Source organism: Microcystis flos-aquae FACHB-1344 (genome assembly GCF_014698375.1).
Lineage (GTDB): Bacteria > Cyanobacteriota > Cyanobacteriia > Cyanobacteriales > Microcystaceae > Microcystis > Microcystis aeruginosa.
On sequence record NZ_JACJSW010000152.1, the window covers coordinates 13,265 to 27,224 of the forward strand.

A 13,960-nucleotide genomic window follows, 5' to 3' on the forward strand; every position below is an offset into this window, starting at 1 on the left:
AAAACTTTCTCCGACTTTACTAGATAGGTTCGCCTTTGTCAATTAAACAGGAGGAGATTCCCTTAACTGCGGCAATTCCCTCAAAAATGATCGTCTTATCCACTAGGGGTGATTTAATGGCCTTTTCTTGCCAGTAATCCCTAATTAAGTCCCCATCTCCCCCTGTTAAAATTATCCTGCTCTCTGGATATAAATTTAACCATTCCAGACTGAATTTTTCTATTCCCGCCAAAATTGTATAAATTATCCCACTTCTTATCCCTTCTGCTGTTTCTTTTGCCCACATCTGCGGTAATCTTTCCGGTAAGGACACCTCTGGTAAGGCTGCCGTCCGTTCCCTTAAACTGGCTAATTGCACCTTTAACCCGGGTAAAATTGCTCCCCCCACTAGCTTTTTATCCCCATCCACTCCCGTAAAAGTTAAGGCTGTTCCCGCATCGATGACTAAACAGGGAAATCCGTATTTTTTTCCCGCACCTAAGACAGCTAAAGCTCGATCGATGCCGAATGTTGGATATAAATCCAGTAAAGGAATATCTTTTAAAGTAATTCTCCGTAAATTGCCATAATTTGCCCACAATTCTTTTTGGCTAGGAACCACGGAGGCGACAATCAATGCACAGTTACATTTATTTGTCAAGAGTTTAGGGAAAATTTGTCGCAAAAATTCATTACTTAGGGGTTCGTTCAGGTGAGGAGTATCGAGACAAGCTAACAGGGTTTGACCGCAAAAATACCCCCAATGTAGCCGAGAATTGCCGATCATCAAACCTATCCAGTCAGTATCTTGCTCAGTCATTTAGTTAGTGGGAAGTGGGAAGTGGGGAGTGGGAAGTGGGGAAGTGGGGTGATGGGGAGAATAAATAAAAATAATCTCCTGACGACCGGCTCCTGACTCCTGACTACTGAGTCCTGTTGATCAAAGTAATTACCGTCACTTCGGGGGGACAAAAAAGACGACCGGGAAAATAGGTTCCTAAGCCTCGATTGACATATAATTGATTTTCCCCGACTCGGTGAAATCCCTCGGACCATTGCCAGTATCGGACTACTCTGCTAAACTGCCGGTGAAGGGGAACCCATTGACCATAGGGTTCGGGCAGCGATCGCCTAAGTTTCTCTAAAACTATCGGTAGGGAACCCATACCCGGGATAGTCACTTGGCCTCCGTGGGTATGACCGGATAACTGCAAATCCACGCGCCAATCCCTTAAAACCATGGCTGTATCGGGATTGTGGGAAAGGACAAGTCTGGGTATATCGGGAGCAATTTGCTCGAGGATTTGCGGTAAAAATTCCCCAGACCAATAATCGGCCAATCCGACAATGGGAAAATTTTCGCCGTAGGGTGTGGCGATTTCATTCCAGAGTACCCGAATTCCCACGCCAGTTAAGGCTGCTCTGACCGTTTCCCTTGCGTGGGGAAGATAACTGTCATGATTTCCTAAACAAGCATAAATACCCCCTTGACTTTCGAGAGCTTTTATGCTATCCACCAGGGTAAAAATTGGCTGGGGACTATAGGTAATAAAGTCTCCCGTCAGGAAGATGAGATCGGGTTTTTCTTGATTAGTAATGGCGATCGCTTCTTGCAGGACAGCTACAGGCAAATGCTGTTCATCGCAGTGCAGATCTGACCACTGCACCAACTTGATCCCTTGCAGATGTGCCGGTAGGCCAGCAATTGCGATCGTTAATCTTTCTACCTGTAAGGATTCTAGCCAAAAGGGTCGCATCGGTGAGCCGTTGTCGGTGAGTAGTTACCGAAAAATTGGGTGTGTCAACAGTCTATCAATTCCCGATGGGGTTGTTGGGGGATGCTTCCGCAAACATCCCTCTTTTGACCATTAGCCTGGAAATTTACTGATAATTCTCTCCATAGCGGCCTCGACGTTGGCACGACTATTAAAAGCCGACAGCCGGAAATAACCCTCTCCGGCGGCCCCAAAGCCGGATCCGGGGGTCCCCACCACATTACAGGTATGTAGCAGTTTATCGAAGAAATCCCAACTCGATAGACCTTGGGGCGTTTTTACCCAAACGTAGGGCGCATTTACGCCACCATGGACTTCTAAACCGGCGGCGGTTAATTTTTCTCGGATAATTGTTGCATTTTGTAAATAAAACTTGACAAGTTCTTGTACTTGTGCTTGTCCTTCCGGGGAATAAACCGCCTCGGCCCCCCGTTGGACAATGTAGGAAACGCCGTTAAATTTGGTCGATTGCCGACGATTCCACAGTTTCCAGAGTTGCACATCACTGCCGTCGGCCGCTTTGGCCGTGAGACTTTGGGGAACCACGGTTAAAGCGCAACGGGTCCCAGTAAAACCGGCATTTTTAGAAAAAGAGCGAAATTCGATCGCACATTGCCGCGCCCCCTCGATTTCGTAGATGGAATGGGGTAAACTGGCATCGGTGATAAAGGCCTCGTAGGCCGCATCAAAAAAGATAATCGATCCGTTGGCCCTAGCATAATTAACCCAAGCTGTCAAGTGTTCTTTGGTAGCCGTGGCCCCGGTGGGATTGTTGGGAAAACAGAGATAGATTAAATCGACTTTTTCCGCCGGAATCTGGGCAGTAAAGTTATTTTCGGCGGTAATTGGCAGATAAATTAAGCCCTCGTATTCGCCGCGGTCGTTGGCCTCTCCCGTGTGTCCGGCCATAACATTAGTATCAACGTAAACGGGATATACTGGGTCGGTCACGGCGATCGAGTTATTATCTCCAAAAATATCGAGAATATTGCCCGTATCGCACTTAGAACCGTCGGAAATAAAGATTTCATCGGCACTTATCTCACAACCGCGAGCCTGAAAATCATGGACGGCGATTTTCTCCCTTAACCAAGCATAACCCTGTTCGGGCCCGTAACCCTTAAAGCTAGAGCGATCGCCCATTTCCTCCACCGCTTTGATCATTGCCTCGCGACAAGCTAGGGGCAAAGGTTCGGTGACATCCCCAATCCCCAGACGGATAATATTAGCATCGGGATTAGCTGCCGCAAAAGCTTGGACTCGTCGGGCAATTTCTGGGAAAAGATAACCCGCTTTTAGTTTTAAGTAATTACTGTTAATGGTTGCCATAATTATTATTCTCGTTTCAGTCGCAACCTTTAATTCTATAATAGTCGGTCGTCGGCCGTCAGTTTCGATCGCCCTCCTTCATGGACTGGGAGTGAGTGTAGGCGGTTGTCTTTCGATATACAATCAGAGAAAAACCTCTTAATAACTGACATTAGTATGGGTGAATCAAAACGTCGTCAATCGGCCCTGGGTGATAAGTATGGACAGGAAGAAAACATCCTGCCTTGGCTACCGATTACTAAAAGTCAAGCATCCCAAGCTTACAAGTTAACCACTAGGGGTGCCTGGATTGGTATAGGAGTTTTAGCTGGGGTTTGGGTAGTTATTCGCTTTGTCGGGCCGGCCTTCGGTTGGTGGAATGTCCAATAACTGGTTAAAGCTGCATCAGTTTGGGGGTTAGGGTTTTAGGGTTTTAGGGTGTTGGGGTTTTAGTTGAAATTCCCCACTTCCCCACTTCCCCACTTCCCCACTTCCCCACTTCCCCCAAAAAATTAATTTTGTTGGTTTGCCAAGATCTGGTCATCGATCGCCCAGTCTATTTCTTGCCGATCGCGACCGGAAGGGAGATAATCATTCTGGAAGGAGTCTGTTAAACCACTGACGAGATCATATTCGGGCTGCCAGTTTAACTCCAGGGTGGCCTTATTAATATCAGCGTAAAAATGTTGAACCCGCAGGGGGAAAGGTTTCTTTTTGCCGAAGTCAAATTTTTTGGGGTTATAGTTAACAATCTCGATTTCCTCGGCATTTTTCCCCATCGCTGCCGCGCAAGCTTTTGCTAAACCGTTAAAAGTTACATAGCGATCGCCAGAAATATTATACACTTGACCGATAGCCTGAGAATTACCCAATACTGCGGCCATGGCCTTGGCCAGATCGACAACGTGACCGAATTGGGTAAAATGTTCCCCATGACCGGGTATAGGAATAGGACGATTACGAACCAAACGGTCAAAAAACCAAGCTTCTAGGTCATTATAGTTCCCCGGTCCGTAGATATAAACCGGACGGATGGAAGTCCAGGGTAAACCCATCTCGCTTAAATAGTTTTCTGTCTCGTGTTTTCCCTTGTGGCGACTTTTGGGATCTAGTTTATCCCCTTCTTTATGGGGCATTTGGTCGGATTTTAGATAAACCCCCGCCGAGCTAACATAGACAAAATGCCCGATTCTTTCCCTAAAAATCTGGACGAGGGGCTGAGTATCACTTAATTCTCTGCCATTATTATCGAAAATTGCCTCAAAACTTTCATTTTTAAGCTTTTCTTTCAGTTGCGCTGGGTCAGTGCGATCGCCGTGAATCTGTCGTACTCCAGCAACCGGAGCGGGTTTATTGCCACGATTGAATAATACTACTTCATGACCCTGTTCTACTAACACTTTAGTCAAAGAAACACCGATAAATCGGGTTCCACCCATAATTAAAATTTTCATAGTCGCCATTGTCAATATCAAGGTTATATTATCCCTCGATCGGTGCAGTTTGTGGCTTGTTAGTTGTTGGGTTTTGGGGGTATCCCTTAACTATAATACTAAATCGGTTGAGGAGAGGCACTCTTGGGATAGGGAGAATAAATAATCAGTCTTTGATAACCGGATTTAGTCTGAATTGCCGAAGTTTCGGTAAAATAAAGGTAATTAGTCAACAGAGCAGCTCAAAATTATGACTTTAGCCAAGGTAAAAAATCTTTATGATCAAGATTTTGCTTTGTGGATAGAAGCAACCGTCAAACAATTAAAATCTGGGGATTTATCTCAGGTTGATTTAGAGAATTTGATCGAGGAGGTGGAATCTTTGGGAAGACGAGACAAAAGGGAACTTAAAAACCGTTTAATTACATTATTTGAACACGGTTTAAAACGGCGTTATCTTCCTTTTTCCGACTGTTATCGAGGTTGGGAAGTAACAATTAAACGCTGTCAATCGAAGTTAAAAGATATCCTGAAAGATTCTCCTAGTTTATGCAGTTTTTTAACCGATATTTATGATGATTGTTATCAGGAAGCGGTGGAGAATATGCGAATTGAATATGATGCTAGTTTTCCCGATTTTTGTCCCTTTCCTAAGGATATTGATGGCTTATTAAATCATAAGTTTTGGGAAGATGAAAAATAGGTCAAACTCTAATCTTTGGGGGGAATTGCCATCACTTGATTATCATTAATCACAACCAATTTACCGCCCAATTTTTCGATATTTTCCTTAGCTAACCTGCGGGTTTCTTCGTCTTGGCTATTTATCCAGACTAACATCCAAGCACCGACTCTAGGAGCGCGACTATCGGGATTAGTTTCTAAAAATTTCACCGTTCCCCTAGCGGATTTTTCGATAAATTTATTACCGGCAATTTTTGCCCAATCGGCGGCCATTTGATTAGATTTTTTCGCCGCAGGAATATCACCTAAAAATAATAGTTCATCCACTCCTTTATATAACCAAAGAAAATAGGCATCGGTGACATCAGGAGTGATTTTTGATAAACCTTTATTCATAATCTCAACGGTTCTTTCGGGTTTACCAGCATTCAGGGAAGAAGCGACAGACATCATCAAATAGGCGCGGACAAATTTGGGGTCATTTTTGGTGACAATTTCCATAAAATCGGGACTTAAACCGTAACCAGTTTCCCTACGAGCATCCACATCGCCATAGTATTGTATAAACTGCAACATTGACCAATTGGCTAACATATTGTCAAAGCCAAAGGAAGGTATATTTTTTAATAACTGAACCTGAGCATTTTCTAGGCGAGACTCTTGACGATAATTTCTATCTAATAACTTTTCTTTGGTCAAGGTTTTCACCTTTTCCTGTTGCATTTCCACAATAGCCATGATTAGTCCACCGATGACGGCGACTAAACCAAGAGTTTTAAGTAAGGATAGATTGAGATATTTTTTTGCACCTACCATAGCTTTAAATAAAAGTCAATAATCAGTGTAGGGTTAATTCATGAATTAACCCTACCATCGCGGTTAATTCATGAATTAACCCTACGATGAATTAACCCTACGATGAATTAACCCTACGATGAATTAACCCTACGATGAATTAACCCTACGATGAATTAACCCTACGATGAATTAACCGACAAATCACGCCCTTCATAATTATAACCATTTACTTATCAACAAAAATAAAAGATTTTTGGGGTTATTTTAATTAATTTCAATGCCATCAACACAGCTAAGAACACCGGCGGAATTACTGGTAGAAACATTATCTTCCAAAGGAGTTTCATCCTCGCAAACAATACCAGTATAGGCCCTGGCTGCCGTTTGTCCGGCCGCTCCGGCATAATTTTTAATATCGTTATCAAATGGAGCCAAAGCATTCGCTCGATAGGCGGCTCCAAAAGCATTGGGAGGTCCTACTTCGCTGATATTATAGAATTTTAGGGAAATACTGGCAGCTTCCAGAGCTAGTTCAGATAAAGTAGCAAAAGTCCCTTTTTCATAACGATAACCCTGTTGGGCGCGATTGATTAATCCCAGTGCTGCGCGAGCTTCTGCTTGCCTACCTTTGGCGATTTGTCCTAAGAGACTCGGTAAACTGATGGCAGCGAGAACCCCCAATAAAATCACCACTATCAACAATTCTATTAAAGTAAAACCCCTCGCTTTTTTTCCCTGTGATTTGATTGCTGAAAAAAGAAGGTATTTCATAGTTAGGCACTGGCAATATTGACTATATTTTGGGTGTTGGGGTGTTGGGGTGGTCACTGCGTGCGCGTTGCGGGGGGTGTTGGGGTGTTGGGGTGTTCGGGTGTTGGGGTTTTAGTTGAAATTCCCCCACTTCCCCACTTCCCCACTTCCCCACTTCCCCACTTCCCCACTTCCCCACTTCCCCACTTCCCCACTTCCCCACTTCCCCACTTCCCGAAAAAAATCAAAAGCGCAAGGTTTCCGAGAGAACATTTCCCTGCCACCTTCCGCTAGAGTATGATTAAAGCTGAGTTGTGAAATTGCGATTGTCAGAGAAGTATGTAAGGGCAACCCCCATACTTTTCTAGACGGCGATTACTGGATGAGACGAGCACCGTTAACACAAGCTGCGGTTGCAGTACCAGGACCAACAGTTAAAAGACCAGGGGCAGCAGACGGGTTACTGGTTTGTTCACAGATAACGGCAGTGTAAGCACCAGAGGTGGTTTGACCAACGGCAGAACCATAATCTAAGATATCGTTGGTGTAGGTACTGTTTGCTGTAGCAATATGAGCGGCACCCAATGCGCTTCTGTTTCCAGCCGCTTGGTCAGTAAAGGTTCCATAATAGGTAGAAGTGGCGGTGACAGGCAAGTTAGAAACTTCGGTAAAGGTGGCGTTTTCCAAGCGGTTAGCTTGCTGGGCGCGGTTAACGGTACCGAGGTTGTTGCGAGCTTCCGCTTGTCTGCCTTTAGCTACCTGACCGAGGAGGTTGGGGAGAGCGATGGCGGCGAGTACACCGATGATGATAACGACAACTAGGAGTTCGATAAGGGTGAAACCTTTGTTACGGTTCTTTTTGTTGAGAGCTTGGATGAGTTTGAATTTGAAGGTGGAGTTCATGGGTATATCCTTGTGTTAGGTGTTTTTTGTCCTCTATAAACAATCTACCCACCTGTTTCAGAAAACCTATCACTCTTGGAAAAATTTTTTTTGGGGAAGTGGGGTGGTGGGGAAGTGGGGTGGTGGGGAAGTGGGGTGGTGGGGAAGTGGGGTGGTGGGGAAGTGGGGGAATGGGGATTTTCCTGAATTTAGGTTTGACAAGAGGTATATATAAGGGAAAGTGAGAATCATCAGTCAGGAAAGGGGAATTATGGTGCAAAAACCGAAGAAATTGCTGAACACCCATGAAGACCTAGAAGTTTATCAAATCGCCTTTAATCTGGCTATGGAAATCTTTGAACTGTCTAAAAAGTTTCCCGGGTCGGAAAAATATTCATTAATTGACCAAATTCGACGTTCTTCTCGTTCTGTCTGTGCTAATTTAGCAGAGGCATGGCGTAGAAGACGATATAAGGGTTCATTTTTGCTGAGATTAAATGATGCGGAAGCAGAAGCAGCAGAAAGCCAAGTATGGTTAAAATTTGCTGTTAAATGCCAATATTTAGATATTGAGACTGGTAGAAAACTTTATGGTCAGTATAATAAGGTTTTAGGACTGATTGTCATCATGACTAATAATGCCGATAAATGGCTGCTGAACACCCCAAAATCCCCAAAACCCTAATTCCCCAAAACCCTAATTCTCCATTTCAGGTTAGGTTTAAGTATCGGGGGTAACTTCTAGGGATTGGGGAAAAAACCGAAAAGTTTAGCGGCACCTCCCAAGACAGCAACCACCAAAGCTATCAAAATCCCCCGGTTGGTAAATTCCTGATAACCAACCCGTACCGTTAATCCCTCGATTTTCTCGTCTAATACTTTAATATCGCCTTTTAACTCTCCCTTGAGTCCGGCCTGTCCGATTTCTACTTTGGTTAGCCGGTCCTCTACCTTGTCAAATCTCTCATTCATCCGTTTTTCCAGAGAGTCGATTTTACTCTCAATTCTGGTTAGGACAGCTTCTAGGGAATAAGTTACAGTTTCGTTAGACATTTTGCTATACTCCTAAAGTTATCAATAGTTTTCGGGGTGTGAGACTGGAGAATTTTAGGGATTGTTACCGAGGAAAAGAATTCTAATCGCAACGGTGATAATTGCACCGATAGCGGCACTCATGGCACCGATAAGGATAGGGACAATCAGACCTCGAAAACCCTGTAGGTCAGAAATAGTCTTAACTAGAGTGTATTGCTCATTTTCTACTTTTTCTAGTCTTTTATCCATCCCTTCGACTTTCTCAGTTAGTTTAGCTTGTCCTACCTTTAAATCATTTACATCTCTTTGCAAAGTATCGATTTTCTGATTGACATCTTTTTGCAAGGTGTCCATTTTCTGGTTGACTTCCTTGATGCTGTCTTTAATTTCCTTAAGGACCGATTCTAGGGAATAGGTGACGGTTTCGTTAGACATTTGCTAAACTCCTAAAGTTATCAATAGTTTTCGGGGTGTGAGACTGGAGAATTTTAGGGATTGTTACCGAGGAAAAGAATTCTGATAGCAACGGTGATAATTGCACCGATAGCGGCACTCATGGCACCGATAAGGATAGGGACAATCAGACCTCGAAAACCCTGTAGGTCAGAAATAGCCTTAACTAGAGTGTATTGCTCATTTTCTACTTTTTCTAGTCTTTTATCCATCCCTTCGACTTTCTCAGTTAGTTTAGCTTGTCCTACCTTTAAATCATTTACATCTTCTTGCAAGGTATCGATTTTCTGATTGACATCTTTTTGCAAGGTGTCCATTTTCTGATTGACATCTTTTTGCAAGGTGTCCATTTTCTGGTTGACTTCCTTGATGCTGTCTTTAATTTCCTTAAGGACCGATTCTAGGGAATAGGTGACGGTTTCGTTAGACATTTGCTATACTCCTTAGATTTTCGGGTTTTTGAGCGGCCATTTATTATGATCATAAAGCTCGTAGCCTTGCCTAGGAGTCAGTTCTAGGGATTGGGGAAAAAACCAAAAAGTTTAGCAGCACCTCCCAAGACAGCGACCACCAAAGCTATCAGAATCCCCCGGTTGGTAAATTCCTGATAACGAACCCGTACCGTTAATCCCTCGACTTTCTCATCTAATACTTTAATCTTCTTGACAGGCTTCTTGGACAAGATGGACAACAATTGTCGGCTCGGCGGCGGAAGCCAGTAACATGGTAATAAGACTGCCTATTTCACCCTCTGCTCCCACCGCTAGGAGCTCCCCAACAAGTGCAGAGGTCAGAGGACATTGCTGCTCAACAAGAGCGATGGGAAGTTTCTCCCAAGGGTCAATTCCTTGGCGTTCTGCTGCCAGAATTCTCTTGAAGACCTCTTGAAGAGTCGTCTGGTCCTGAAGCGAAGGCATGAGTCGTACTACGGCGAGAGCGCAAACAGGTTTTTTGAGTGCCTCTAGCAACGCATAAGCAGCGTTGAAGGAACGAGTCTGGTGGTTTAATTCTCTTAAGGCTTCTATCATCAGCGTTCTAAACAACTCTTCATCACATCGTTGAGCGACCAGTTCTTGGACCGCCCGCGCCCGTGCTAGGTTTTTTGAGGTGAACCAATCAGGGCATGAAGCCAGAAGCACTCGTACATCCTCAAAATCAAGGATTCGTGGCGGCTTGAAGTAAGCGAGCAGCTCAGTTCGCAACAGTTCATCAGTAGCCGATGAGTAAACCCGCTCTCGCACAATCTCGACCAGTTGTTGTTGAATGCCCTCATCAGCGATCGCTAGAAGCTGAAGGTAGGCTTTGAGAGCAGCCGAATAATCGCCCTGTTTAAGCTGGTGCAAGAGGCGCTCATAGCGATCTTGTTCTTTCTCGACCGGGTTTCCACTGCCCAAGGCATTGAGGTACACTTCCCTGTCCGAGTCAGTTTCAGCAAATCCCGCCAGCCGCTCAAAAATTCTTCGAGAAAAACTTTCCATGATTAACTCTTTTTGCGCTCGTCTTCAAACCTCAAACTCAGTGAACTGATAACTGATAACTGATAACTGATTAAAGTACCATTTCTCTGGTGGCTTCTGCATCTATGGGTTTAATCAGATACAATCGCAATAGATCCCCGACGATACCTAACTGTAAGGGTAGCTTACCCATTGTTTTTAGCCATTGGGGAGCGCTACTTTCATCGATCGCTTTTAATTGTAAATTACGTTCGGCACAACGGTTTAAACGGGGGAAAAATTGGGGATGGTCCACATTTAAAATGGTGGGAAAAGCGCGAGCGGAGGTATTATTAGTCTGACGAATTACCTCTTGATCAAAAGCGATCGCATCCATTCCTAAAGCATCATAAAAGTCTGAGCGTTCCCGTACAGTTAAACTATGGGTAGCAAAGACGGAAAGCAGGAAAAAACGACTCCATAATCTCGATCGCCAATTATTCCACAATTCCGGTTGAGAGCGCAGTAAGGTTTTAAAGATATCTCCGTGGCGATTTTCATCCTGACACCAACTCTCGAAGTAATTAAAAAGAGGATTAAATTTATACTGGGGATGTTCTTCTAAATGACGATAAATGAGGATATACCGCCAATAACCGATTTTTTCGGAGAGATAGACCGTATATAATACCCATTCAAGGGGGAAAAAGGTGTAGGTACGGGTTTTGGTAATTTTGGCTAGATCGAGGGAAATATTAAAGTCAGCCATGGCTTTATTGAGAAATCCTGCATGGCGCGCCTCATCTCTAGCCATAAGATGAAATATCTCCCCTAACAAGGGATTACGGCTTTTTAGTTGTCGTGACAGTTCCTTAAATAACAAAAAGCCGGAAAATTCGGAGATACAGGAGCGTTCCAGGTAATCTATAAAAGCATTTCTGGTTTTTTCATCGAGATTGTCTTGATAGTTCTCAAATCCTTGCTGACGTTCAAAGTGATGCCGGTTGTAATCGGTCCGCATCTCCTCTAACATCGCTTTGATTTCGGTTTCTTGCAAAGAAAGGTCAAAATTAGCGGCGGCCTCAAAATCGGTGGTATAGAAACGAGGAGTGAGGATAGTTTCGCGCAGAACAGCTTTTTTCTGGGAGGGGGGTTCAACGGTAGTGACCATGATGGAAATTACTTGACTACATAGCTATATAGGATTTTAAACATAAATAGGTAAGCCAATGATAATTATTAAGTTTTATCAATAGTTATCAATAGTTTTCATGGTCTGAGACTTGAGGATTTTAGGGATTGCCGCTCAAAGATTGGGTACTATCCAAGCAAGTACCTAAAACTAGAAAAGGGATGAAGTGGCAGTTTTTTGCGATGCTTAAAATGTGACTGCGATAATTAAACCGGAGACTAATAAGCCAAAACCGCTAACCAAAGGCCAAAAACGGGGATAAAACCGAATATTTCCGCCAGAGTGAGTTATTTGACTCCATTCCAGACGAGGAGATAAATCGCGACGAAACCAACCGAGAACTTGTACATATGTATTATTTGTTGTTGCCATGGGGGAGTTAGTAGTCCTGATTTTATGCCAAAAACCAAAACGATAGTTAGGAGCGAGGGGAATTATGCCGGTGCTATCTTTAAGAAAGAAATTCTTTCCTTGAGCAATTAACTCACCGCGGAGTCGGACGGGGATAGCTGGGAGGGGATGACTGTAAGGATTATCAGTTAAAGAAAAAATATCGCTGAAACTAGCATTGTTGAGACGAGGATAACTGGCTAATCGATTGATAATTATACCCAAACCCCCACCGACTAAAATTAGGGCCAATGCACCCCAAGAGCTAAATTTCAGCCAAAGAAAACCAGCTATGACAACCCCAATAATAAAGCCTAGTCCCGAAGCATAATATAAACACAGTCGTAGAAAAAAGTTTTGATAGAGTTTCTTGGAATCTAATTCCATTTCTTGGCGTAATAATTTCCCCAGACTAAATTCTATATCTAGATCCATCTGTCGGGCATAGTTAGTTAAAGCGCGAATCCTTTCACCAGTCAGGGGATGATTAGATTGCAACTCTAACCATTTGGCCCAAGGGTTATATATATCCCAGAGAAAACTCTGTCCGATCCGGCGAGACTCCAATGCGATACCATAAACGTTACCGGCAATGATCGCATCCTGCTCCAGGGCAATATTTAATACATTTGTACTGAATGACAGGGGACTAAACTGGGCAGTTTCTTGGACTAAACCAAAGGCAATTTTTACTAAAGCGCGGGCCAAAGCATTGGGATTACCAGTAACTTGGGCAGCAAAATGATCGGCGAAGTATTCTCTAGTACGAGACAGATAAAGACAGCAAAAAACAATAATTGGCCTAAAAATAGTGATAATTGATGAGAGAAGGCCTAGAAAAACTGTGTCTTGAAAATTATTACCTTGATTTTGAGCAAAAGAATCGAGATAACAGCTTAAATGGTCGAAACTAGCACAGATAGTCATCAGGGCAAAGTCTCCCTGCCAAATATGCCCTAATTCATGAGCATATACCGTCGCTACTTCCTCATCGTCGAGATAGGTAAATAAACCTCTGCTAACTACTAAGCGAGCATTACCCCGTCGAGAGCCATAGGTAAAAGCGAGGGGCTGTCCGTCTTCGATAATGCCTAGTTTTGGCGGTTTTAACCCTTTTTCTCGGCATACACGCCCAATTACCGCCGCCGATTCCGGGCTATACCGTTTAATTTCCGCTAAGGACACCCAACGCACTCGATAAAGACGTTTTTGTGTCCAATCAATTAGATTCGGGGCGATAAAAAGGATGAGTCCGCCTAAGAAACCGGTCAAGAGCAAGGCAATAATTACACCCGTCCCCGCAGGGATGAGCAGCAAACGGGTAATTACCAAAAAAAGACCAAATAATATAGCATAAAAAGCCGTAATTGTCAATATTCTAGCAAAAATAAGTCTATTTTCGGGGATAGTCCGGGATAACCGGACACTTACCCGTGCTGCTCGTGCTGCCTTGGGCAGCGATCGAAATTTGACCCCATTAGTGGCAATACCGATGGTTTTTTGTTCAGCACTAAAGATTGTCAGTAATCGTTTGGCCCACTGACTAACTTCCTGATCAAGATGATTTTCTAATTCCAGAGCTAAGGCGATCGCTTGTTGCCGTTGATTATTGCTGCGATAGGCCCGAACAAGAGCCATTTTAGCTTGAATATATAAGGGAGAATGAAAATTAGCTGACTGTTGGCAATATTCTTCCAGTAATTCTACAGCCCTTGCGTAATCCTTTAGCTGCAGACATTTTAATCCTTCTTCCAGTGACATAGATATCCCTTAGCTGTTTATCTATCTTTAGAGATACCCAGAATCGTAGCAAAGATTAAAGGAGTTGGGGAAGTGGGGGTGTGG

Annotated in this window: 16 protein-coding genes and 1 pseudogene; 3 read left to right on the plus strand and 14 right to left on the minus strand. The window is 43.7% G+C overall.

All coding sequences use genetic code 11. The features are described from left to right. Positions 1 to 19 precede the first annotated feature (19 nt). The 3 genes from H6G48_RS13975 to H6G48_RS13985 all read right to left on the minus strand — a co-directional run bounded on the left by H6G48_RS13975 (position 20) and on the right by H6G48_RS13985 (position 3,083). Positions 20 to 799 (minus strand): pantothenate kinase, encoded by a 780-nt coding sequence (locus H6G48_RS13975; protein WP_190722227.1) that lies wholly within the window; start codon positions 797 to 799, stop codon positions 20 to 22. 103 nt (positions 800 to 902) lie between these two features. Then, the gene (locus tag H6G48_RS13980) at positions 903 to 1,736 is read right to left on the minus strand and encodes a metallophosphoesterase (RefSeq protein WP_190722228.1); all 834 of its coding nucleotides are present in this window, start codon (positions 1,734 to 1,736) and stop codon (positions 903 to 905) included. Positions 1,737 to 1,847: 111 nt separating this feature from the next. Then, complete coding sequence (locus tag H6G48_RS13985) at positions 1,848 to 3,083, minus strand: LL-diaminopimelate aminotransferase (protein ID WP_190722229.1); 1,236 nt, start codon at positions 3,081 to 3,083, stop codon at positions 1,848 to 1,850. Between the two features lie 156 nt (positions 3,084 to 3,239). Between H6G48_RS13985 and H6G48_RS13990 the strand changes: the two genes are divergently transcribed. Next, positions 3,240 to 3,452 (plus strand): DUF2839 domain-containing protein, encoded by a 213-nt coding sequence (locus H6G48_RS13990; protein ID WP_002759416.1) that lies wholly within the window; start codon positions 3,240 to 3,242, stop codon positions 3,450 to 3,452. Between the two features lie 122 nt (positions 3,453 to 3,574). Here the strand turns inward: H6G48_RS13990 and H6G48_RS13995 are convergent, their stop codons facing one another. Then, a complete protein-coding gene (locus H6G48_RS13995; RefSeq protein ID WP_190722230.1) occupies positions 3,575 to 4,516 on the minus strand; it encodes an NAD-dependent epimerase/dehydratase family protein in 942 nt (313 codons plus the stop codon). A 229-nt stretch (positions 4,517 to 4,745) separates the two neighbouring features. On the opposite strand from H6G48_RS13995, the gene H6G48_RS14000 reads away from it, so the two are divergent. Next, on the plus strand, positions 4,746 to 5,198 hold the full coding sequence (locus H6G48_RS14000) for a DUF29 domain-containing protein (RefSeq protein ID WP_190722231.1): 453 nt from the start codon (positions 4,746 to 4,748) through the stop codon (positions 5,196 to 5,198). A gap of 8 nt (positions 5,199 to 5,206) precedes the next feature. Here H6G48_RS14000 and H6G48_RS14005 read toward each other — a convergent pair whose 3' ends face one another. From H6G48_RS14005 to H6G48_RS14015, 3 genes are all read right to left on the minus strand, one after another. Continuing rightward, positions 5,207 to 5,995 (minus strand): hypothetical protein, encoded by a 789-nt coding sequence (locus H6G48_RS14005; RefSeq protein WP_190722232.1) that lies wholly within the window; start codon positions 5,993 to 5,995, stop codon positions 5,207 to 5,209. Positions 5,996 to 6,241: 246 nt separating this feature from the next. Continuing rightward, positions 6,242 to 6,748 carry a type IV pilin protein gene (locus tag H6G48_RS14010; RefSeq protein ID WP_190722233.1) on the minus strand — a complete coding sequence of 169 codons (507 nt, stop codon included), beginning with the start codon at positions 6,746 to 6,748 and terminating at the stop codon, positions 6,242 to 6,244. 354 nt (positions 6,749 to 7,102) lie between these two features. Then, the gene (locus H6G48_RS14015) at positions 7,103 to 7,630 is read right to left on the minus strand and encodes a type IV pilin protein (RefSeq protein ID WP_190722234.1); all 528 of its coding nucleotides are present in this window, start codon (positions 7,628 to 7,630) and stop codon (positions 7,103 to 7,105) included. A 250-nt stretch (positions 7,631 to 7,880) separates the two neighbouring features. Between H6G48_RS14015 and H6G48_RS14020 the strand changes: the two genes are divergently transcribed. Continuing rightward, the gene (locus H6G48_RS14020; RefSeq protein ID WP_061431063.1) at positions 7,881 to 8,294 is read left to right on the plus strand and encodes a four helix bundle protein; all 414 of its coding nucleotides are present in this window, start codon (positions 7,881 to 7,883) and stop codon (positions 8,292 to 8,294) included. Between the two features lie 56 nt (positions 8,295 to 8,350). Here the strand turns inward: H6G48_RS14020 and H6G48_RS14025 are convergent, their stop codons facing one another. The 7 genes and pseudogenes from H6G48_RS14025 to H6G48_RS14055 form a co-directional block, all read right to left on the minus strand. Then, on the minus strand, positions 8,351 to 8,662 hold the full coding sequence (locus H6G48_RS14025; protein WP_190722235.1) for a DUF4164 domain-containing protein: 312 nt from the start codon (positions 8,660 to 8,662) through the stop codon (positions 8,351 to 8,353). A gap of 54 nt (positions 8,663 to 8,716) precedes the next feature. After that, a complete protein-coding gene (locus H6G48_RS14030) occupies positions 8,717 to 9,079 on the minus strand; it encodes a hypothetical protein (protein WP_052278088.1) in 363 nt (120 codons plus the stop codon). Positions 9,080 to 9,132: 53 nt separating this feature from the next. After that, positions 9,133 to 9,528, minus strand: a complete 396-nt coding sequence (locus H6G48_RS14035) for a shikimate dehydrogenase (protein ID WP_052278087.1) — start codon at positions 9,526 to 9,528, stop codon at positions 9,133 to 9,135. A gap of 83 nt (positions 9,529 to 9,611) precedes the next feature. Then, a pseudogene (locus H6G48_RS14040) lies at positions 9,612 to 9,755 on the minus strand (DUF4164 domain-containing protein); the annotation flags it as partial. Continuing rightward, positions 9,751 to 10,575: a hypothetical protein gene (locus H6G48_RS14045; protein WP_002769784.1), complete on the minus strand. Its 825-nt coding sequence runs from the start codon at positions 10,573 to 10,575 to the stop codon at positions 9,751 to 9,753. The gene H6G48_RS14045 and the pseudogene H6G48_RS14040, both read right to left, overlap by 5 nt. A gap of 70 nt (positions 10,576 to 10,645) precedes the next feature. After that, positions 10,646 to 11,704 (minus strand): magnesium-protoporphyrin IX monomethyl ester (oxidative) cyclase, encoded by a 1,059-nt coding sequence (gene acsF / locus H6G48_RS14050; RefSeq protein WP_190722236.1) that lies wholly within the window; start codon positions 11,702 to 11,704, stop codon positions 10,646 to 10,648. 207 nt (positions 11,705 to 11,911) lie between these two features. Then, complete coding sequence (locus tag H6G48_RS14055) at positions 11,912 to 13,876, minus strand: M48 family metalloprotease (protein WP_190722237.1); 1,965 nt, start codon at positions 13,874 to 13,876, stop codon at positions 11,912 to 11,914. Positions 13,877 to 13,960 lie beyond the last annotated feature (84 nt).